The 20,462-nt window shown below is 71.9% G+C and carries 15 protein-coding genes; 4 read left to right on the plus strand and 11 right to left on the minus strand.

What is annotated here, in order from left to right; all coding sequences use genetic code 11:
• The first annotated feature begins 164 nt into the window (after positions 1 to 164).
• Together ACWCRB_RS37065 and ACWCRB_RS37070 are read left to right on the plus strand one after the other, a co-directional pair.
• Entirely contained in the window at positions 165 to 3,026 is a 2,862-nt protein-coding gene (locus ACWCRB_RS37065) for a DEAD/DEAH box helicase (protein WP_451000255.1), read from the plus strand.
• A gap of 149 nt (positions 3,027 to 3,175) precedes the next feature.
• A complete protein-coding gene (locus ACWCRB_RS37070) occupies positions 3,176 to 3,973 on the plus strand; it encodes an AfsR/SARP family transcriptional regulator (RefSeq protein WP_451000256.1) in 798 nt (265 codons plus the stop codon).
• Here the strand turns inward: ACWCRB_RS37070 and ACWCRB_RS37075 are convergent.
• Genes ACWCRB_RS37075 through ACWCRB_RS37120 form a run of 10 tightly spaced genes read right to left on the minus strand, consistent with a single transcriptional unit; the run spans position 3,867 to position 17,501 of the window.
• Positions 3,867 to 4,898, minus strand: coding sequence for an alpha/beta hydrolase (locus tag ACWCRB_RS37075; protein ID WP_451000257.1), 1,032 nt, complete (start codon positions 4,896 to 4,898; stop codon positions 3,867 to 3,869). The two genes, ACWCRB_RS37070 and ACWCRB_RS37075, sit on opposite strands and share 107 nt — an antisense overlap.
• Before the next feature lie 42 nt (positions 4,899 to 4,940).
• Positions 4,941 to 5,795, minus strand: coding sequence for a 2-oxo acid dehydrogenase subunit E2 (locus tag ACWCRB_RS37080; RefSeq protein WP_451000258.1), 855 nt, complete (start codon positions 5,793 to 5,795; stop codon positions 4,941 to 4,943).
• Positions 5,792 to 6,043 (minus strand): phosphopantetheine-binding protein, encoded by a 252-nt coding sequence (locus tag ACWCRB_RS37085; protein WP_451000259.1) that lies wholly within the window; start codon positions 6,041 to 6,043, stop codon positions 5,792 to 5,794. Before ACWCRB_RS37085 ends, ACWCRB_RS37080 begins: the two co-directional genes overlap by 4 nt.
• A gap of 58 nt (positions 6,044 to 6,101) precedes the next feature.
• Positions 6,102 to 7,124 carry a 3-oxoacyl-ACP synthase III family protein gene (locus ACWCRB_RS37090; RefSeq protein ID WP_451000260.1) on the minus strand — a complete coding sequence of 341 codons (1,023 nt, stop codon included), beginning with the start codon at positions 7,122 to 7,124 and terminating at the stop codon, positions 6,102 to 6,104.
• Positions 7,121 to 10,105 carry a type I polyketide synthase gene (locus ACWCRB_RS37095; protein WP_451000261.1) on the minus strand — a complete coding sequence of 995 codons (2,985 nt, stop codon included), beginning with the start codon at positions 10,103 to 10,105 and terminating at the stop codon, positions 7,121 to 7,123. Before ACWCRB_RS37095 ends, ACWCRB_RS37090 begins: the two co-directional genes overlap by 4 nt.
• Positions 10,102 to 10,368 (minus strand): acyl carrier protein, encoded by a 267-nt coding sequence (locus ACWCRB_RS37100; protein WP_369035857.1) that lies wholly within the window; start codon positions 10,366 to 10,368, stop codon positions 10,102 to 10,104. Before ACWCRB_RS37100 ends, ACWCRB_RS37095 begins: the two co-directional genes overlap by 4 nt.
• A gap of 17 nt (positions 10,369 to 10,385) precedes the next feature.
• Complete coding sequence (locus tag ACWCRB_RS37105) at positions 10,386 to 12,056, minus strand: acyl-CoA dehydrogenase (protein ID WP_451000262.1); 1,671 nt, start codon at positions 12,054 to 12,056, stop codon at positions 10,386 to 10,388.
• Positions 12,053 to 13,813, minus strand: a complete 1,761-nt coding sequence (locus ACWCRB_RS37110) for an acyl-CoA dehydrogenase family protein (protein ID WP_451000263.1) — start codon at positions 13,811 to 13,813, stop codon at positions 12,053 to 12,055. The genes ACWCRB_RS37105 and ACWCRB_RS37110 overlap by 4 nt, the downstream gene beginning before the upstream one ends.
• Complete coding sequence (locus ACWCRB_RS37115) at positions 13,810 to 15,621, minus strand: fatty acyl-AMP ligase (protein ID WP_451000264.1); 1,812 nt, start codon at positions 15,619 to 15,621, stop codon at positions 13,810 to 13,812. Before ACWCRB_RS37115 ends, ACWCRB_RS37110 begins: the two co-directional genes overlap by 4 nt.
• Complete coding sequence (locus ACWCRB_RS37120; RefSeq protein WP_451000265.1) at positions 15,621 to 17,501, minus strand: HAD-IIIC family phosphatase; 1,881 nt, start codon at positions 17,499 to 17,501, stop codon at positions 15,621 to 15,623. The genes ACWCRB_RS37115 and ACWCRB_RS37120 overlap by 1 nt, the downstream gene beginning before the upstream one ends.
• Positions 17,502 to 17,633: 132 nt before the next feature.
• Here ACWCRB_RS37120 and ACWCRB_RS37125 point away from each other — a divergent pair, with 132 nt between their 5' ends.
• Both ACWCRB_RS37125 and ACWCRB_RS37130 read left to right on the plus strand, forming a co-directional pair.
• The gene (locus ACWCRB_RS37125; RefSeq protein ID WP_451000266.1) at positions 17,634 to 18,914 is read left to right on the plus strand and encodes an FAD-dependent oxidoreductase; all 1,281 of its coding nucleotides are present in this window, start codon (positions 17,634 to 17,636) and stop codon (positions 18,912 to 18,914) included.
• Positions 18,911 to 19,621 carry an MFS transporter gene (locus ACWCRB_RS37130; protein ID WP_451000267.1) on the plus strand — a complete coding sequence of 237 codons (711 nt, stop codon included), beginning with the start codon at positions 18,911 to 18,913 and terminating at the stop codon, positions 19,619 to 19,621. The genes ACWCRB_RS37125 and ACWCRB_RS37130 overlap by 4 nt, the downstream gene beginning before the upstream one ends.
• Here ACWCRB_RS37130 and ACWCRB_RS37135 read toward each other — a convergent pair.
• On the minus strand, positions 19,575 to 20,420 hold the full coding sequence (locus tag ACWCRB_RS37135; RefSeq protein WP_451000268.1) for a thioesterase II family protein: 846 nt from the start codon (positions 20,418 to 20,420) through the stop codon (positions 19,575 to 19,577). The genes ACWCRB_RS37130 and ACWCRB_RS37135 overlap by 47 nt on opposite strands.
• Between the last annotated feature and the right edge of the window lie 42 nt (positions 20,421 to 20,462).

Genomic DNA, 20,462 nt, shown 5'->3' on the forward strand with positions numbered 1-20,462 from the left:
CGGGCACTCCGTTCTCGGCGTTCGACTCGAACCGGAGAGGGCGGGCATCCCACATGCCGCCCCGTGCGTCCCGGTGATGCCCCTTGTGCCCCTCGGCGCCCCGGCCGCTTCCATGTTGCGCTGAGCTGCGCGGATCCCGTGTTTCCCAGGCATCGATCCGGATAATGATCGTCCTGTTGTCAGTGGGGGCCGGTAGTCTCGAAAGCACGATGACAGAGGACCTCTCACCGGCCGAGCGGTATGCGGCAGCACGTAAGCGCGCTGTCGAGCAGGCCACCGCGCTCGCGTCCTTCCGCGAGATGTACGACTTCGGCCTCGACCCCTTCCAGATCGAGGCCTGCCAGGCACTCGAAGCGGGGAAGGGCGTGCTGGTGGCCGCCCCCACCGGGTCGGGCAAGACGATCGTCGGCGAGTTCGCCGTCCATCTCGCCCTCCAGCAGGGCAAGAAGTGCTTCTACACGACGCCCATCAAGGCCCTGTCGAACCAGAAGTACGCCGACCTGTCCCGCCGTTACGGCGCGGACAAGGTGGGTCTGCTCACCGGCGACAACAGCGTCAACTCCGATGCCCCGGTGGTCGTGATGACCACCGAGGTCCTGCGGAACATGCTGTACGCGGGCTCGCAGACCCTCCTCGGCCTCGGCTACGTGGTCATGGACGAGGTGCACTACCTCTCCGACCGCTTCCGCGGCGCCGTATGGGAGGAAGTGATCATCCACCTCCCCGAGTCGGTCACCCTCGTCTCGCTGTCGGCGACCGTGTCCAACGCCGAGGAGTTCGGCGACTGGCTCGACACCGTGCGCGGCGACACCCAGGTGATCGTCTCCGAGCACCGGCCCGTGCCCCTGTTCCAGCACGTGCTCGCCGGACGCCGGATGTATGACCTCTTCGAGGAGGGCGAGGGCAGCCGGAAGGCCGTCAACCCCGACCTCGCGCGGCTCGCACGCATGGAGGCGCAGCGGCCCTCCTTCCAGGACCGTAGACGCGGGCGCGCCATGCGCGAGGCCGACCGTGAGCGGGAGCGCCGGTCGCGTTCACGCGTGTGGACGCCGGGGCGGCCCGAAGTCATCGAACGGCTCGACTCCGAGGGCCTGTTGCCCGCCATCACGTTCATCTTCAGCCGTGCGGCCTGCGAGGCCGCCGTACAGCAGTGCCTGTACGCGGGCCTGCGGCTGAACGACGACGAGGCGCGGGAACGGGTGCGTGCCATCGTCGAGGAGCGCACCTCCTCCATCCCTTCCGAGGACCTGCACGTCCTCGGGTACTACGAGTGGCTGGAGGGCCTGGAGCGGGGCATCGCCGCCCACCACGCGGGCATGCTGCCCACGTTCAAGGAGGTCGTCGAGGAACTCTTCGTACAGGGCCTTGTGAAGGCTGTGTTCGCCACCGAGACCCTCGCGCTCGGCATCAACATGCCCGCCCGCTCGGTCGTGCTGGAGAAGCTCGTCAAGTGGAACGGCGAACAGCACGCCGACATCACGCCCGGCGAGTACACCCAGCTGACGGGGCGTGCGGGGCGGCGTGGCATCGACGTCGAGGGTCATGCCGTGGTGCTGTGGCAGCGGGGGATGAGCCCCGACCACCTGGCGGGACTGGCCGGCACGCGCACGTACCCGCTGCGCTCCAGCTTCAAGCCGTCGTACAACATGGCGGTCAACCTCGTGGACCAGTTCGGGCGGCACCGCTCGCGCGAGCTGCTGGAGACCTCGTTCGCGCAGTTCCAGGCCGACAAGTCGGTCGTCGGGATCTCCCGGCAGGTGCAGCGCAACGAGGAGGGCCTGGACGGCTACAAGGAGTCCATGACCTGCCACCTCGGCGACTTCGAGGAGTACGCGCGGCTGCGCCGCGAACTCAAAGACCGCGAGACCGACCTGGCCCGGCAGGGCGCCGCCCAGCGGCGGGCCGAGGCCGCCGTCGCGCTGGAGAAGCTCAAGCCCGGTGACATCATCCACGTCCCCACCGGCAAGTACGCGGGCCTCGCGCTCGTCCTGGACCCGGGGCTGCCCGCCGGCCGGTCCAACGGCCACCGCGGCTTCGAGCAGCACGACGGGCCGCGCCCGCTCGTGCTGACTGCGGAGCGGCAGGTGAAGCGGCTGGCGTCGATGGACTTCCCGGTGCCCGTCGAGGCGTTGGAGCGCATGCGGGTCCCGAAGTCCTTCAACCCGCGTTCGCCGCAGTCCCGTCGCGACCTCGCCTCCGCGCTGCGCACCAAGGCCGGGCACATCGCGCCCGAGCGGGCCCGCAAGCAGCGCTCCCAGGCGGCCGACGACCGCGAGATCGCCCGGCTGCGCACCGCGATCCGCGCTCATGCCTGCCACGGCTGCAACGACCGCGAGGACCACGCCCGTTGGGCCGAGCGCTACTACCGGCTGCTGCGCGACACCTCGCAGCTGGAGCGGCGCATCGAGGGCCGCACCAACACCATCGCCCGTACGTTCGACCGCATTGTCGCCCTGCTGACCGAGCTGGACTATCTGCGCGGCGACGAGGTGACCGAGCACGGCAAGCGGCTCGCCCGGCTCTACGGCGAACTCGACCTGCTGACCAGCGAATGCCTGCGCGCGGGCGTCTGGGACGGGCTCGCGCCCGCCGAACTCGCCGCCTGCGTCTCAGCGTTGGTGTACGAGTCCCGGGCCGCCGACGACGCCATGGCACCGAAGGTGCCGTCCGGCAAGGCCAAGGCCGCGCTCGGCGAGATGGTCCGTATCTGGGGCCGGCTCGACGCGCTGGAGGAGGAGTTCCGGATCACCCAGAGCGAGGGCGTCGGCCAGCGCGAGCCGGACCTCGGCTTCGCGTGGGCGGCCTACGAGTGGGCGTCCGGCAAGGGCCTCGACGAGGTGCTGCGCGAGGCGGAGATGCCGGCCGGTGACTTCGTCCGCTGGTGCAAGCAGGTCATCGACGTCCTCGGGCAGATCTCGGCCGCGGCGCCGGTGTCCGGCGGCGAGGGGTCGACGGTCGCGAAGAACGCGCGCAAGGCCGTGGAGGGGCTGCTGCGGGGGGTTGTGGCCTACTCGTCGGTCGGCTGACAGGGGCAAACGAGGAGGGGCAGGGAGGCCGGCGTCGGGTGCCGTCCGTGGCGGTCTCCCGTGGCTCTCCCGTGCTTCTTCAGCGGGGTTCGGGATGGTGGGGGCAGTTCTCGTGTGACGTTCTTGTGCGACGTGATAGGAGCTGACCCTTGCGATTCCGTGTACTGGGACCGGTCCGCCTCGACACCCGTACGCCCGCGGCCGCCAAGCCACGTGCCGTGCTCGCCACCCTGCTCGTGCGGGCGGGCTCGGTGGTCTCCAGCGATGCCCTCATCGACGAACTGTGGCCCGACGAGCCGCCCCGCACCGCGGCCAGCACCCTGCACGTGTACATCTGCCATGTCCGCAAGGCCCTCGCCGAGAGCGGCGCCGGACGGCCACTGGTCAGCCGCCCGCCCGGATACGTCCTGCACGTCGAACCGCACGACCTCGACCTGCGCCGCTTCGAAACACTGAGCGAGGAAGGGCGCACGGCCCTCAAGAGCGAGGACTTCGGCGCCGCCTCCCACAGTCTGGGGGAGGCGCTCGCACTGTGGACGGGGCCCGCGCTGTCCGGGGTGCCGCAGGGCGTTGTGTTGCGGTCCGCCGCGACCCGGCTGGAGGAGCTGCGGCTCGGCGTGCTGGAGCAGCGGATCACCGCCGACCTCAAGCTCGGCCGGCATCAGGAACTCACCGGTGAACTCATGGAGTTGGCGGTCGAGCATCCGCTGCGCGAGCGACTGCACTGCCAGCTCATCGTCGCCCTGCACCGGTCCGGCCGCTGCTCCGACGCCGTACGCGCCTACCGTGCCGTACGCCGCTCACTGCACGAGGAACTCGGCATCGGACCGGGGCCCGACCTCACCCGGCTGCACGACCACGTGCTGGGCGCAGCAGGTTCAGCACCAGCCACCGCCGCAGCGCACCGGCGTGCCCCGGTGAGCCGTGCACATCGTCGAACTCCTTGATACGGAGGTCTCCCAGCGCCTCGCGGAGCAGTGACTGCTCCCGGGGCGGGATGATCTCGTCCCGCGCACTCGCCACGTACCGCACCGCCGCCCGTACGGACCCGAGTTGGGCGGTGTCGAGGGGGAACTCCTTGAGCAGTGAGCGCAGTTCGTGGTCGTCGGCGGAGGTTGTCAGATGGCGCAGGGTGGTTGTGGTGAGCGCCGGGACGCGGGGCCACCAGTCGTCGTCGGTGAAGAAGTCCGCGACCGGGGCGCCGACGGTCAGGATGCGGGCGATCCGGGGGTCCTCGACGGCCGCGCGCAGGGCGAGATGGCCGCTGAAGCTGAGGCAGAGGAGCGTGGCGTCGGTGGTGCGGGCGCGGTCCGACAGCCGGTCGCACAGCCAGGGCAGCAGGCGCCATGAATCCGCCGTGTAGGGCAGGGAGTTCTCGCCCACACCGGGCAGCTCCGTGACCACGGCCGCGTAGCCGAGGCGGGTCAGCTTCGGGAGCAGTGGGGCCCACTGCTCCTTCGCGCTCACGATGCCGCCCATCATGATGAGCAGCGGGCGGTGCCTGTCCAGGCCTGCCGCCCAGCAGGCCAACGTGCCGTCCGGGTGGGCGAGTTCGAGGCGTTCGATGCCGCCTCGGGCCCGCCGCCAGAGGTCGAAGGCGGCCACGCCCGCCTGTCGGGCGCGCATCCGGTCGCCGTCGGCCGAGTCGGCGTACGGGAAACGGGCGAGGGCGTAGCAGCGGCAGGCGCCGAGCAGCCGGCCGCGCCCGGCGAGTGCGTCGCCCTCGGCGGACCACACCCGGGCCCAGGAGTCCTCGGCGCCCGGGTCGTCGCTGTGGATCCGGGCCAGGACGCGGGTCGTGGCCCGGGTGGACAGGCCCTGGTTGCGGGCGTGCAGCAGGGCGTACTGCTTCAACTCGCCCAGATCATGCATGGGTTCGGCTCTCCTGTCTCGGCGTGGGCTCTCCCCGCCGGGTCATTGGGGGTCCGTCGCCGCCTTGTGCAGAGGGCGGAGCGGTGTGACTGCGGCCGTGTGGCCGGTGTGCTGTGTCGCCCACTCCGACTCGAGCGCCGACTTGAGGTCGGCCAGGACGTCGGCGGCGGTGGCGCCGTCGAGTACGCGGTGGTCGAAGGTGAGGCCCAGCCTCATCAGCGGGGCCGCCTCGATCCGGCCGTCGTCCCGGACGACCGGGCGCGGTGCCGTACGTCCGCAGGTCAGCGTCAGGGCCGTACCGCCCGTGGAGTGGAAGCCGTCGACCGGGCGGTGGCCGAGGGAGCTGACCGAGACCGTGCCGAGGACGGCAGGGCGGCTGCGGGGGTCGCGCAGGGCTGCGGCGAAGGCGATCCGGCCGAGCCAGGCCGGCAGCCGGGCCAGGGTGCGGACGCGGGCGAACTCCGGCAGGGCGGCGGGGTCGGGGGCGTTGCGGTAGCGGTCGACGCGGTCCTGGATGTCGGCCAGGGACGCCGATTCCAGGGCGGGCACGAGGGCGGAGAGCACGACGCGGTCGCCGCCGGGGACGGTCGTGTCCAGGGCGAGTTTCCCGGTGACCTCGGTGAACCGGACGATCCGGGGGCGGCGCAGGTGGCCCGGGGCGAGGACCGCGTTGGCCTCCGGGTGGCGGGCCAGGACCCGTCCCGCCGCGTGCAGGACGTAGGTCACCGTCGAGTAGTGGCGGTCGGCGGCGGCGCGGTGGGCCAGGGCGTGGGTCATGTCGATGTCGGTGTCCAGGTGTACGGGGCGCTGGGCGGCCGCGTACTCCAGGAAGTGGAGGGTGTGCCGGCGGTCGCGGACGGGGTGGGTGGAGTGACCGCGGGGCTTGCCGCTGGTCACGGGGTCACCACGCGGTCGTAGATCTCCTGGAGGCTGCGGGCCTCGAACAGGCGGGAGACCGGGACCGGTCGGGCCGTGGCGCGTTCGAGGAGGACGACCAGTTTGAGGAGGAACAGGGAGTCCCAGTCCGGGAGTTCGTCGAAGTCGGCTTCGAACTGGGTGTCTGTCAGGGGGAGTCCGAGGTCGTTGCGGACGAGGTGGTGGAAGTCGGTGACGGCGAAGGTGGTGTGCGGGGGCAGGGAGGGCATGCGGGGCCTCTCGGTCGGGGAACTCGGCGGTGGGTTGTGCTGTGAGTGCTTCAGAACTTCAGCGCTTCTCCAGGGCGAACCCGGCCTTGATCCACTTGCTGGACTCGACCGCCACGGCCAGCGCCTTCTGCCCGCTGCCCATCTTCGGCAGCAGCTGTTCGATCTGGAGGAACGGCAGGGCGTTGCCGTTGTTGCCGGTCAGAGCCACGCAGGAGATCTCGTGGGCGGAGGGGAGGGCGAGGTGTTCGGTGATCTGGCGGGTCATCCGGCCGGAGAGCTGGGGCGGCAGCAGGAAGTCCACGTCGTCCGCCGACCAGCCCAGGGTGTCGAGGAGTTCCCAGAGGATCTCCGCCGCCATCACCGGTACGGACTCCTCGATCGCCTTGTAGTCCTCGGTGAGCGCCTGGCGGTCCTCGTCCCGGTCGGCGAGGCCGAACCAGTCGATGATCTGGCCCGGCGAACGGCCAAGGCCGGTACAGCGGTTGAGGGTGCGCAGCAGGGTCACGGCCTCTCCGTGCGGCTCGGCGGTCAGTACGGCGGCGCCCGCGCCGTCCCCGAACAGCACGCCGTTGACGAGGTCGCTCGGCGCGGCTGCGGACAGGTCCCGGCGCAGGTCGAGGTGTTTGGTGCAGACGTCACCGCCGATGACGAGACCGCAGCCGAACTCCCCGCTGCCGATCAGATGCCGGGCGAGATCGAGTGCCTGGACCGCGCCCGCGCATCCCGACTGGAGCTGGTAGGTGGGGAGTTGGTCGAGGTCGAGCAGATCGGCGACCTGGCTCGCGGTGGTCGGCATGAGGTGGTCCGGGGTCGCCGTACCGAGGACCAGGAACTCGATGTCGGCCGCTTCGACGCTCCCATTGGCCATCGCCTCCTCGGCGGCCTGGGCGCACAGGTCGGCCAGTGAGCGCCGTACCTCCCCGGTGACCAGATCGCGGGCGAAGTGCCGGGTCCGGGTGCCGATGAACAGCTCGATCCACTCGGCGCTGACGCCCAGGGCGGCGGACAGCGCCGCGTTGTCGACCGGTTCGCCGGGCAGGGCGGAACCGGCGCCGGCGAGATGGGGCGGGTTCGTCGTCATGGGGTGCGCTCCTGTACGTACGCGACGAGGTCGCCGACTGACGACAGCCTCGGCAGCAGTTCGTGCACGGGGAGGTCGCCGAGCGCCGGAAGCCGGTCCTCGATACGGGACTTCAGCTCCATGACGGCGACCGAGTCGAAGCCAAGGTCCTCGTAGAGGCGGGAGGCGTCGGAGAGGGTGGACAGGGGGTAGCCGCCGACCTGGGCGATGGCGTCGAGGACGGCGGCGGCAGCGGTGATGCTCGGCTGAACTGTGGGCTTCTCGGGTTCGGTTGGGGATTCGGTACGTGTCTCAGCGGCGCCCCGATGCCAGAAGCGGTGCTCGGCGGAGAAGGCGTACGGCGTCAGGCGCTGGAGGACGCGGTCCTGTGGGGCGTACGCGGCGTCCCAGTCCGGGTCGAGGCCTGCCTCGTGGAGGGCGGTGAGGGTCCCGGCCAGTTCACGGGCGCCCGCGTTCACGCCCGGGAGGGGGTGCAGGGAGCGGGGCGGTGAGGTGCGTTCGGTGGTCAAGTGCCGTGCCAGCGACGTGAGTACGGGCTTCGGGCCGATCTCCACCAGGTGGGTCGGCTCCTCGTCGAGGAGTTGGGCGGCGGCGTCCGCGAAGAGGACGGGTGCGCTGATGTGTTCCGTCCAGTACGCGGCGTCCAGCGGCTCGGAGTCGAGCAGCTTGCCGCGGAGTGTGGAGTACAGGGGGATGCGCGGGACGCCTCCCTCGGTCACCTCCTCGGCGAGCCGGTGGAAGGGTTCGAGGACCGGGCGCATGAGCGGGGAGTGGAAGGCGTGGGACACCTCCAACCGGCGTACCGGGAACCCGCGTTGGGTCAGGGCCTCGGCGATCCGGTCCAGGGCGGCCAGGTCGCCGGAGAGGACGGTCGAGCGCGGGCCGTTGAAGGCCGCGAAGCCGACCAGGGGCTCCGGTTCGACGTACTCGTGGAGTGGCTCGGCCGGGGCCTGCACGGCCAACATGCCTCCGCCGTCCGGAAGTTGCTGCATCAGCGCACCTCGGGTCGCGACCAGCTGCGCCGCTGCTTCCAAAGGGAGGGCCTCGGCGAGTACCGCCGCCGCGAACTCGCCCACGCTGTGACCCAGGAGCGCCTGTGGTCGGATGCCCAGCTCGTGGAGGCTTGCGCCGAGCGCGTATCCGACCGCGAAGAGCGCGGGCTGGGCCCAACCGGTGCGGTGGACCGCCGGATCGGCGCCCAGGAGCAGGTCGCGTACGGAACCGTCGGTGTGCGGGAGCAGGGCGGTGTCGGCCGCGTCGAGGTGGTGGCGGAACAGGGCGGACTCGCGGTGCAGCCGGGCCGCCATCCCCGGGTACTGGGCGCCCTGGCCGGTGAACAGCCATGCCGTGCACGGGAGTTCGGGCGGACGGGTGGGCAGGGTGGGCGCCTCGGCCGCCGTACGCAGGAGGGCCGTCAGCTCGGTGGAGTCGGCGGCGACCACCGAACAGCGGTGGGCGTGACCGGACTTGACCTGGTGCGAGGACCAGCACAGGGGGCCGAAGGGGGTGCGTCGGCGGCTGATGGCCTCCGCCTGTGCGAGGAGATTGCGGCGCAGGGCCGCCTCGGTGGGGGCGGTGAGGGTGAAGACGCCTATGCCGAGGCCGGCGGGGCGCTGCGTGGAGGGGTGAGGTGTGGCGGGGAGCTGCGTGGTGGGGTGCTGGGGCGCTTCCGACTGCGTACGCGTGCGGGCTGTCGTCCGTCCGGCCCTCGGGGCCGATTCGAGCACCGCGTGGGCGTTCGTGCCGCCCATGCCGAAGCTGCTCAGGCCGGCCAGTACCGGGCCGGGCGGGAGGCGCAGGGGTGACTTCAGGAGGCGTAGACCCTGGTCGGCGAGGGCGAGTTGGGGGTTCTCGTGGGTCGCGAAGCGGCTGGCCGGGGCCGTGCGGTGGTGGAGGGAGAGGGCGACCTTGATCAGGCCCGCGATGCCGGCGGCGCCTTCCGTGTGGCCCAGGTTGCCCTTGACCGAGCCGAGGGACAGGGGGCGCGAACGGGGGCGCGTGGCGTGGAGTGCGCCGAGGGCCCTGGTCTCGATCATGTCGCCCAGGACCGTGCCGGTGCCATGACCCTCGACGAAGGTCACGTCGGCCGGGTCCACGCGGGCCCGGCGGCAGGCGGCGGCGACCACGGCCTCCTGGGACCAGCGGCTGGGCGCGGTGATGCCGTTGCCGCGTCCGTCCTGGTTGACGGCTGTGCCGCGCAGGACGGCGTACACCGGCTGCCCGTCGGCGATCGCGTCCTCGTACCGGCGCAGGACCACCGCCCCGACACCCTCGCCCCGGCCGATGCCGTCCGCGTCGGCGCTGAACGGCTTGCAGCGGCCGTCGGGGGCGGCGAGGCCTGCCTGGGAGTAGAAGATGCCGAGGGCCGGGGTCAATGCCAGGTTGACGCCGCCCGCGATGGCGAGATCGCACTCGCCCGCGAGCAGCGCGTTCGCCGCCAGATGCACGGCGACCAGCGAGGACGAGCAGGCCGTGTCGACGGCGAGGGACGGGCCCTTGAGGTCCAGGTGGTACGACACCCGGTTGGCGATCATGCAGTAGCCGTTGCCGGAGCCGATCTGGGCGGTGATCCGGGGCAGGTCCGTCAGCGTCAGCTGGGCCCACTCGCTGCCCATGACCCCGACGAACACCCCGGTCGATGTGCCGGCCAGCCGGTGCGGGGCGATGCCCGCGTCCTCGATCGCGCGCCACGCGCAGTGCAGCATCAGCCGCTGCTGCGGGTCCAGCGAACCGGCCTCGCGCGGCGAGACGGCGAAGAACTCGTGGTCGAACACGTCCGGATCGGAGATGAACCCGCCCTCGCCGGGTGCGGAGAACGACTCCGTCACCGGCCACCGTTCGGGCGGCACCGGGCCGACGCCGTCACCGGCGCGCATCAGCAACTCCCAGTAGCCGCTCGGCCCTTCGGCTCGCGGAAACCGGCAGTCGATGCCCGTGATCGCGATCCGGCCGTTGCTACCGCCGATGTCGTCGGCTGTCACGTCCGTGCCTCCAGCCGTCCCAGCAGATGACCGGCCAGGGAGCGGATCGTCGGGTAGTCCCAGGCGGCCGTCGGCTCGATGAGGACCTCGAAGGCGTCTTCGACATCGCCGCACAGGCTCAGCGCCGCCACCGAGTCGAGCCCGTACTCGGCGAGCGGCACGGCGGGGTCGATCTCGGTCGGCGGCCTGCGCAGATACTCGGCGACCCGGTCGACCAGCCAACTCGTCAGCGTCTGCTCGGTGTAGGTGCTCGGCACGGTCATCGGATGCTCCATGGGTGTCAGCCGTTGAGGCGGAGGTCGTAAAGATCGAAGGACCGGTTCTCGTCGTGGCGGCGCAGGAGTTCGGCGTGCAGCTGGGCCGTGTACTCGGTGGGTGGTGGCGCCGGACGCAGGGAGAGGCGGGACGCCGTGCGGTGCAGCGCGGTCGCGAGCCAGGCGGGGGTCGACAGGAAACCGTCGGCGGCGGCTCGGTGGACGCCCAGCGCCGCTGCCGCCGCCATCAAATGGGCGTAATGGTCGGCGAGTTGGAAGCTCGCAGGACCGGCCAGCGGGGTCCGTTCGGCCGGCGGAAGGGCGAGCAGCGCCTTGCGTACGACGTTCAGCTCGCGGCTGAGCTGCCCCAACAGGGTCTGTATGTACGGGTCGTTGGGCGCCGATGACTCTTCGAGTACGCCGGTCAGCGCGTCCCCGTCGGCTGTGACCGTGAGGCGGTCGTACGGGATGCCCGGGGTGAGCGGGCCGCCCGGTGTGAACAGGGCGTCGGGCGCGGGTGGGCCGGGGTTCCTTGCCAGGCGCGGGAGTTGGGGAATCAGGGTGGCCAGGCAGGCCGTCGGGCCCGCGTGACCGAGGCTTAGTACGGGCAGGTCGCGCAGATGCTTGCCGAAGAGGGCGTGCTCGCCCTCGCGGACGTAGAAACGGGCGCCCAGAATCACGGAGAGGTCGTTCGCCGTGCGCGTGAGCAGCTTCGGGACCAGGTACTTCACGGCGGCGCCGGTCACGCTCGACTGGCCCGGCAGCAGATGCACGGCCCGCGCGGCGGCGAGCGCCAGACTGTCGCACAGCAGCAAGTCGGCGAAGGCGCCGGTGAGTACGGAGGCCGCGTGCGGCAGATCGAGCACGCGCCGCCGGTACAGTCGCCGTCCCAGCGCGAACCCGAGGACCGTCCGCAGACAGGTGTCCAGCGTGCCCACGGCCATCCCGGGCAGCGCGCTGCGGGTCACCTGGAAGGAACGCAGGGCCAGTTCGGCGCCCTGACCCTCCGCGCCGACCAGCGCACCGGCAGGGATCTCGCAGTCGCGGAAGTCCAGGCCGGTAAGTCGGCAGCCGCGTACGCCGGTTGTCGGATAGCGGCGGAGGAAGGTCACTCCGCCGTCCGCGCAGTCCTCGGGGCCAGTCATGAGTACCGAGTGGCTGCGGGCACCCGGCGCCGGGTCGGTACGGGCGAACAGCACCCAGGCGCCCGCCCGGTCGGCGTTGTTGATGACCTGCTTGGCGCCGTTCAGCCGATAGCCGCCGGGAGTTCGGTCGGCCCTGAACCCGTTGCGCAGGAAGTCATTGCCGTGGGCGAGTTCGTGATAGCCGACCGAGACCTTGCCGCCGTCCAGCAGCAACCCGGCGAGCTGCTTGCGCTGTTGGGGCGCACCGGCCGCCCAGACATTGACCGACGCCATGAAGGACGTGATGCCGTACCCGAGGCCGAGCCCGACATCGCGCCGGAAGACCTCCCGGGCCACCCGCACGAGATCGTCCAACTGCGTTAACCTACCGCCGTGTTCGGCGGGCACGAACTCCGCGCCGAAGCCGTAGTCGTCGAGCAGCCACTCGCCAGCGGCACTCGCTTCACCCTGCTCGTCCGCCGCGAGGAGCGCGACCCGGCCCACCGGGTTCGCGGGATCGGCCGGATCGCCGAACCGTCGGATCAGGTCACGGACGCGGGCGTCGGCGGTCATACCGGCTCCTTCACGAGGCCCAGGTGCAGCAGCGAGAACAGCCGTCCGGCCGAGCGGGCCGCGTACGCCTCGTCGAGGAGTCGGTCGTATGCCTCCGGGTCCGAGCCGGGCTGTCGGTCGCCGAGCCGGACCAGGAGCCGGTCCAGCGCCGTGCGCAGCCAGCTCGCGTCCCGCCAGATCCCGCCGGTCGCCACTCGGCGGTTGTGCAGCCAGAGGCCCAGACAGGCGGCGCCCGCGAAGCACAGGCAGTAGCGGCGGGCGGTCTCGAAGGCCTCGTACGGGACTCCCGCGACGACGTCCAGCGGCTCGGCCATCTCCTGGTGCACGGATTCCGTGACCGCCAGCAGTTGCTCTGCCGCCTCGGCGATGGGCGTGAGGGCCGGGTTGTGTTCGGCCTCCTCGCCCAGTTGCGCCGTCCAGGCGGGCAGCGAGGCCAGCAGCGAACTGCCGTACCGGGAAAGGAGCGTGAGGCGGGTCGCGTCGAAGGCCGGGAGCGGGGCGGAGAGATCGCAGGCCGAGGATGCCGGCTCGGTCACGCCGGTCTCGGGTCGTCGCCATCGCCGTACCAGCGAACGGAACTGGTTGATGAGGGAGTTGAGGTTGACCAGGGTGTTGCCGTCGAAAAGGGCGACGATGCGGTGGTCGCGCTCGATCTTCTCGAACATGCCGTAGCGCTCCACGCCCGGCGAGGTCACCCCGGCAAGGAAGGCACGGGCGCCCAGCAGGGCGGCCAGTTCCCGCAGGAGTTCCTCCGTGCCGGTCGGGACCAGGTACTTGGTGACCGCCGAGACCACACTCAGCTCCTCGGTCGCCGTGTGCACCAGGCGCGAGGCGACCAGGGCGACGGCCTCGTGGGTGAGGACATCCGCTGCGGCGGACGCCAACACATGGCGAGCCTGGGGGAGTTGGGCGAGGCGGCGGCCGTACAGTTCACGCTCGGCCGCGAAGTCCAGGGCGAGGCGCAGGCCGTGGTCGGCGGCGCCCAGGGACAGGGAGGCGCACATCGTGCGGGTCAACTGGAGTGCCTTCAGGACGGTTTCGACGCCGCCGCCCTCCGCGCCGACCACCGTCGAGCGGGGCACGCGGGCCCGGTCGAGGGCGATGCCGGAGATGTCGGCGCCCCGGATACCGTGTGTGGGGACCTTCGGTAGATGGCGGTAACTGCCGGGCGCCAGCTCGCGTTTGTCGGTCAGCAGCACACTGAAGCCGCGCGGGCCGCCGTCCGGGGCGGTGCGCGCGAGCAGGGCCAGCACACTGCCCCGGGTGGCATTGTTGATCAGCCATTTTTCGCCGGTGACCCGCCAGGATCCGGATCCGTCCGGCACTGCCTCCACCTCTCCGGCCAGCAGATCGCTGCCGTGTGCCCGCTCGGTCAGCCCGAGGGCCACCGGCACCCCGGCCCGGATGTCCGCGCCGAGCCGGGCGGTCTGCTCGGGGCTGCCCGCGATCCACACGCAGACCGCGCCGAGGTACGTCTTGCCGTGCGCGACGGCCACGGTCAGATCGCGCCGGGCCACCGTGCGGACGAGCTGGAGCGCGTGCTCGTAGTCGCGCAGCCGGCCGCCCGCGCCGAGGGGGACGTAGTAGTCGGGCAGCCCCCAGTCGTCGAGGAGCCGGCAGATATCCGCCGGGAACTCCTCGCGGGCGTCCAGCTCCGCGCTGGCCGCGTACGAGAACGGGCCGCGCGGGTCGGCCGGGTCGCCGAGATACAGCTCCAGCTCCTCGGCGAGCCGGTACGGGGAGTGCTCCATCGTCATGCCGGGCTCACCCGCTCCAGGGAACGCTCACCCCGGGCCAGCGCCTGGTCGCCCGCGTCGCTGACCAGCACCCGCACCGACGGCTCCAGCACCTCGTACAGCGGAGTCAGCGCACCTTCGAGGAACAGCCGTCGCATGAAGGTCCGTTGGACCTTGCCGCTGGTCGTCCGGCGTACCGTGCCCGGCTTGACCAACACCACATTGCCCGCCGGGACCGCGAACTGACGGCCGATCAGCTGCTGGGCGGACGTCGCCACCGCGCGCAGATCGCCACCGGGGACGGCGGCCGCCCGTACCTCCTGGACGATCACGAGATGCTCGCCAAGGTCGCTCTGCACGGCGAACGCGGCGCCCGCCCCCGCGGTGAGCGCGCGGTCGGCGGACTGGACCGTGCGTTCCACGTCGTGCGGGTAGAGGTTGCGCCCGGCGAGGATGATGACCTCCTTCAGGCGGCCGGTGACGAACAGTTCGTCGCCGTCGAGGACACCGAGGTCGCCGGTGCGCAGCCAGCCGCCCGGCAGATAACTTTCCGAGGAGGCACGGGAGTTGTGGAAGTAGCCGGGGGTGACGCTCGGGCCGCGCACCCAGATCTCGCCCACCGTGCCCGGGGGCCGGCTCGCCCCGGTGACCGGGTCGGCGATACGGATCTCGCTGTCGCGCACGGTGCCGCTGCCCGCGAGAGTGCGTACGGGGGCGTCCGCGACCGGGGCGGACAGTTCGCCGCGCTCCAGGGCCGCCGCGTCCACCGTCCTTACGGCGGGCGGGAGTTCGGGGGTGGCGCCGGTCACCAGGAGGGTCGTCTCCGCCATGCCGTAGCAGGGGAAGAAGGTCTCTGGACGGAACCCGGCGGGTGCGAAGCGTTCGGCGAAGGCGTGCAGGGTGTCGGCGCGGATGGGTTCGGCGCCGTTCGGCGCGACCCGCCAGCCGGACAGGTCGAGGCCCGCCAACTGCTCGTCGGTGACCCGGCGTACGCACAGGTCGAAGGCGAAGTTGGGCCCGCCGCTGCCGGTCAGCCGGTACTCGTCGATCATCTGCAGCCAGCGGTACGGGCGTTTGAGGAACGCCGTCGGTGACATCAGCACGGCCGTGCCGCCCGCGTAGAGGGGTTGCAGAATGTGTCCGATCAGCCCGAGGTCGTGGTAGTGCGGCAGCCAGCCGCCGCCGATCGTGTCCGGCCCGGTGCCCGTCCAGGCCTGGATCGCCGCCTCGTTGGCGAGCAGGTTGGCGTGCGTGACCATCACGCCCTTGGGCTCGCTGGTCGAACCCGACGTGTACTGGAGGAAGGCCAGGTCGCGCGGGCGGATGTCCGGCGCGCGCCAGTCCGCGGGGTCCGCGAAGTCTCCGTCGCCGTCCGTGCCGAGACAGCGGACGTGCGTCATCCCCTCGGCCAGCAGCCAGGCCTCCAGCGCGGGTGCGAGTTCCGGCGCCGTCAGCACGGCCGTCGCCTCCGCGTCCCTCAAGATGCCGGAGACACGGGCGAGTTGGCGGCCCTGGTCGGTGGGCAGCGGCGCGGGCACGGCCACCGCACCGGCGTACAGGCACCCGAGGAAGGCCGCGACGAACCCGGTGCCCGGTGGGTGGAGCAGCAGCACCTGGCGGCCGACGGCGTCCTGGGCACGCAGCCAGGACGCGATCCGGCGGGCGCGGGTGTCGAGTTCGGCGTAGGTGACGCGCTCGGGCGGCGAGCCCGCCGTGTCGTCGCGCAGATAGACCAGCGCGTCCCGGTGGGCCTGGGCGGCGGTGTTCTCCAGGAGGACACCGGTGAAGGTGTCCCTCGTCCCGTTCCCCGGAGTGCTCCTGCTGCTCATCAGATCGTCCCCCTCAGCGTGATGTGTGCCGGGACCTCGGGCAGGACGAGGAGCGGGTGCCGGAAGACGGTGGTCGTCCCGTCCGTCCCCTCTGCCATCCCTGTGCCGTCCGTCGCTTCGAAGCCGAGCGTGGGATACAGCTCCCGGACCCTGCCGTTCCTCGCCGACGGCCGGAAGCGGCCGTAAACGGCCGGGGCGCCCGCCTCCCTGGCCGCCTCCAACAGGGCTGCGAACAGGGCCTGTTCGATGCCCCGGCCGAAGACCCGGCAGCTCAGCAGGGCGTTCTCGATGTGCCAGCCGGTCGTCGGATCACGGCGGACGAACACCGCGCCGACCAGGCCGCTGTCTCCGAACTTGTCGCGCGCCCCGACCGTCAGGACCAGCCCGCCGGGCGCGTCGGCGTACTCCCGTACCTCCGGGGCCGACATCCGGCGGGTGGTGAGGTTGAACTGGTTGGTCCGCTGGGCGAGTTGGGCCGCCCGGGCCAGCTGATCGGTTCGCAGCGGGCCGAGTTCGACCACCACACCGAGCTGCGCGAGGTACTCCTCGTACGACTGCGCACCCTCCCGCAGCCGCTGCCTGTCGCCCTCGCTGCGGTACTGGGCCGCCCGCCGCAGATCGGTGTCGGTCAGTTCCGGTACGTCGAACCAGCCGTCGGCGAGGAGCCGTTCGGCGTGCAGCGCGGGCTCGTCGTCCAGCGGGACGACCGCCACGGCCGGCAGGGCGCCGGTCACCTGGCCGCGCTCGAACGCCGAGTCGTCGGCGAGGACCAGGCTGTCGGTCCCCAGGTTCAGCCGGTCCGCGATCTCCCGCAGCCCCGCGTCCTTCGGACCCCAACTCGCCTGCACCCGCACGAAATCCGGCTCGCGCAGCACCATGTCCGGGTGCTCGCGCAGCACGGCCAGCAACGGCTCCGGGTCGTTCTTCGAACATACGGCGAGCAGGACACCCTGCGCGGCCAGCTGCCGGACCACCCGCTGGAACCCTCCGAAGGCCTCCCCGCGGATCGTCCCGGCCGCCGCGATCCCCTCCGGGCCGACATCGCCGAGGACCCCGTCCCACAGCGTCTGGTCGGCGTCCAGGACCAGCACCTTCCGTGTCCGGCCGCGCAGCGCACGGGCCAGATGGCCGACCTCGCGGGCGTACCGGGCGAGCAGCTCGGCACCCAGCCGGGCCTTGGCGTACGTAGCCAGCCGGGCGTCTCGCACCGGCCCGCCGGCGGCGACGAGCGGATCGAGGTCGACGACCTGGGTACGCGGGTGCCGTAGCGCCAGACGGAGCACACCTGCGTTGAACTCCCGCCACAGTGCGCCGAGTTCGGCACGGGCGCGCAGATCCACGAGCTGGTGGGTGTGCGTGTGGAGCAGCGGAAGTGTGTTCAGCACCAGCAGTCCGGACGCGTGGTCGCCGTGGCGGGCGGCGAGTGAGTCCAGGCGGGCGAGCAGATCGTCGGCGGCCGAGGCCGCGTCGGCGACCGTCCAGGGGAGGGGCAAGGGATCGAAGAGGATCGAGGAGTCCAGGACGCAGAGGGAGAGCGCGGTCGTCGGTGCGTAGAGCGCGCTGCCGGTGTCGAGGAGGTCGCGTTCCCAGGCGCCGAAGTCTCCGGTGGTGGCGTCGAGTTGGAGTCCGTGGCGGGCGAACTCGGCGGTGAGGGAGGCGGCGAGGCCGTCCAAGGTGCCGCTGCCGGAGATCGTGACGGTGACCCGGTCCTCGTCGTGGGGCGCGGCACCGTGCGCCGGTTCGAGGCGGGTGAGGATGCGGCCGGCCGACTGGAGGGCGCCGAACGGGTCGGCGCCCGCGGCGAGTTCCGCGAGGAGCGCGGGCACCTCGGGTGCGTACCGCCGCAGCGAGCGCAGACGGTCGAGTGGGTCGGTGGTCATGGCCGGGAGCCTGCGGACCCGGCCTTAAGTCGTCCTTGTGCAAGACCCGCCCAAGAGCGGCTTAAGGCCGGGCTGCGAAACCGGGAGTCTGCCCGACCAGAAGCTCCGCAGCCGCTTGCTTGGGGGAGTTCCATGACGATCCAGCCGACCCAGATGCCCCAAACACCCCAACGGATCCAGACGTCCGTGTGCGTGGTCGGCGGCGGGCCGGCCGGGCTCACCCTCGCCGTCGAACTGGCCCGGCGGAACGTCCCCGTCGTCGTGCTGGAGGCCAGCGCCCACTTCAACCGGTCCTTCCGGGGCGAGTCGGTCTCCCCGGACTCGGTCTGGCTGCTGGACCGGCTCGGACTGCTCGACCGGCTGGTCGGCACGTACGTACAGATGCACCGGATGGAGATCGACGACTCCGGACACACCGTGTTCCAGGCCGAGTTCGCCGACTTCCGCTACCCGCACCCCTTCCCGGTCGAGCTGCCGCAGCCGACGCTGCTCGCCGCCCTCGCCGAGACGGGCGCCGCACACCCCTGCTTCCGGCTCGTCCAGGGGGCCACCACGACCGCCCTCCTACGTGACAGTGAGGGCACGGTCACCGGGGTACGGGCCCGGACCGCCGACGGTGAGACGGAGATCCGGGCGGCGCTGACGGTCGCCGCCGACGGGCGGTTCAGCAAGGTCCGCGAGATGTCCGGGCTCACCTACCGGAAGGTCCCGCTGGAACGGGATGTCATCTGGCTCAAGTTGCCGTTCCCGTACGGGGATTGGGACGACCGTACGTACCGGGTGCGCATCCGGGGCGATCAGCACGGGCTGTTCATCCCGACCCGGCCCGACAGCGTCCGCGTCGGCTTCAACATCCCCAAGGGCGGGCTGCGGGAGATGCGGGCGCAGGGGCTGCCCGCGCTGTACGAGCGGCTCGACCTGCTGGCGCCCGAACTGTCGAAGGCAGTACGGGAGTCGGTGCACAGCTGGTCGGACACCTCGATGCTGGACATCTTCACGACGGTCGTCCCGCGCTGGTCGATGCCCGGGCTGACGCTCATCGGCGACGCCGCCCACACCCTCACGCCGATCCTCGGGCAGGGCGTCAACCACGCGATCATCGACGCGGTGACGCTCGCTCCGCTGGTCGAACGGGCGTTGGGGGACGGCGGACCCGGATCGGCGGTACCCCTGCTCGCGGCCACCGAGGCGTTCCAGCGGGAGCGGGAGGCGTCCGTTGCCCGGTCCAGGGCCCTCCAGCTGCGCCAGGAACGGCTGTTCACCCTCGACGGGGCGCTGGGCTCGGCCTGGCGGCGGACCCTCTACCGCGTGGTGAGCAGCAGCCCGTGGCTGACCCGGAAGGTGCTCGCGGGCGCGTACTTCCAGTTGCAGGCGCCGGGGGAGCGGGTGGCGAAGGTGCAGGCCGGTACGTGAGGGTGAGGTCTACGGGCGTGCTGTCGCCGGGACTTGGGGCCGAGCCGCGGAGCCCGCTGGCCCACGGGCGGACCCGGATCGTCCTCCTCTGCGCCCTCGCCCTGAACCAGTTCCTGGTCGCCGCCGCCGGCGCCTGTGTCGCCACCCTCGGGCCCGCCCTGCGCACCGCCATGGGCCTGTCGGGCACCGCGCTGCCCTGGGCGGTCGTCGTCTATCTCCTCGCCCTGGGTGGACTGTTGCTGCCGTTGCGGTGGCTGTGCGGGCGGATCGGGCCGTTCGGCGGACCGTTCCTCGTACTGCTCGCCGGGCTGTGGATGTTCGTCCAGCCGTCGGTGGTGATCGGGGCCCGGCTGATCACCACGCCGGTGGCCTTTCTGGTGCTGCGCGGAGTGCAGGGTGTGGGCGCCGCAGCGCTCACCGCCGTTGCGCTGGTGCTGGTGGCGCGGGTGCTTCCGGTGTGCGGTGAGCGGGAGTTGGCCCAGTTCGGGTGGGGTGCCGTGATCGTTGCGGGGGTCTTCGCCGGACTGGTGATCGGGGATCGACTGCCGGTCGGCGAGTGGCACTGGGCGTTCTGGACGAACCTTCCGCTGGGGGTGCTCAGCGGCATGACCACACTCGGGCTGCTGCGGGCGAACTGTGCACGGAAGGCCGACAGTCACCTCAGGACGCCTGCGCCGAGCCGCCCGTCCCCGCTCCCAGATGCGTGACGCCGCCGCCGTATCGCCGTACCAGGCAAGCCACTTCATCAAGGACCTGGTCCTCGTGCGAGCGCACGAAGAAGTGTCCGCCCGGCAGCATCCGGACCTCGCAGCCCCGCCCCGCGAACCGGCGCCAGGCGACCATCTCGCGGACGCCGACCAGGGCGTCCCGTTCCCCGGCGAAGAGGTGCAGCGGCACCCGCACCGGCGAAGTCCACGACATGCGCAGGGAGTTGGCGTCCGCGCACACGCTCAGGTCGTCCCGTACGACCGGCAGCAGCACCCGCAGCCACTCCGGGTGGTCGAGCAGCGAAGCGGGCAGGCCGCCGAGGCGGGCCAGGGCGGCGGCCAACTCGGCGTCCGGGGTGTCCGGTTCGGCGATGCGCGGCGAGGGCAGATGCGGGGCCCGGTGCGCGCCGAGGAGCAGGGCGCGGGGCAGGTGGGCGCCCCGGGACTGGCGGCGCAGGGTGAGGGCGTAACCGAGTAGCGCCCCCATGCTGTGCCCGTAAACCAGATACGGGTCCGGGCGGTCGAGGAGCGGGCCGAGTTCCGCGTCCAATGCCCGGATCAGCGGGGCCAGTTGAGTGAACCGGGGTTCCCCCGCACGCCCCTCCCGGCCCGGCAGCCGCACCGGGATCACCTCCACCGAGCAGCCGCGCTCCTGCAGGCCGTGCTGCCAGCGCGCGTACACCGAGCCGCCGGCCCCGGCGTACGGCAGACAGAGCAACCGGCAGGTCGGTGCGTCCAGCGCATCCAGCGCTTCCGGGGGCCCGGGCCGCCTGGGCGGCCTGGGTGGTCCAAGTGACACAGGTGGTCCCGGTGGTCCCGGTGGTCCCGGTGTCCGTGGCGT

It is taken from the genome of Streptomyces sp. NPDC002156, assembly GCF_053593675.1.

Bases quoted from the DNA above. Each gene is read 5' to 3' on its own strand.
- ACWCRB_RS37065 (WP_451000255.1), top strand. From the start codon at position 165: ATGATCGTCCTGTTGTCAGTGGGGGCCGGTAGTCTCGAAAGCACGATG.
- ACWCRB_RS37075 (WP_451000257.1), bottom strand. From the start codon at position 4,898: ATGCATGATCTGGGCGAGTTGAAGCAGTACGCCCTGCTGCACGCCCGC.
- ACWCRB_RS37085 (WP_451000259.1), bottom strand. From the start codon at position 6,043: ATGCCCTCCCTGCCCCCGCACACCACCTTCGCCGTCACCGACTTCCAC.
- ACWCRB_RS37090 (WP_451000260.1), bottom strand. From the start codon at position 7,124: ATGACGACGAACCCGCCCCATCTCGCCGGCGCCGGTTCCGCCCTGCCC.
- ACWCRB_RS37100 (WP_369035857.1), bottom strand. From the start codon at position 10,368: ATGACCGTGCCGAGCACCTACACCGAGCAGACGCTGACGAGTTGGCTG.
- ACWCRB_RS37105 (WP_451000262.1), bottom strand. From the start codon at position 12,056: ATGACCGCCGACGCCCGCGTCCGTGACCTGATCCGACGGTTCGGCGAT.
- ACWCRB_RS37110 (WP_451000263.1), bottom strand. From the start codon at position 13,813: ATGACGATGGAGCACTCCCCGTACCGGCTCGCCGAGGAGCTGGAGCTG.
- ACWCRB_RS37115 (WP_451000264.1), bottom strand. From the start codon at position 15,621: ATGAGCAGCAGGAGCACTCCGGGGAACGGGACGAGGGACACCTTCACC.
- ACWCRB_RS37120 (WP_451000265.1), bottom strand. From the start codon at position 17,501: ATGACCACCGACCCACTCGACCGTCTGCGCTCGCTGCGGCGGTACGCA.
- ACWCRB_RS37125 (WP_451000266.1), top strand. From the start codon at position 17,634: ATGACGATCCAGCCGACCCAGATGCCCCAAACACCCCAACGGATCCAG.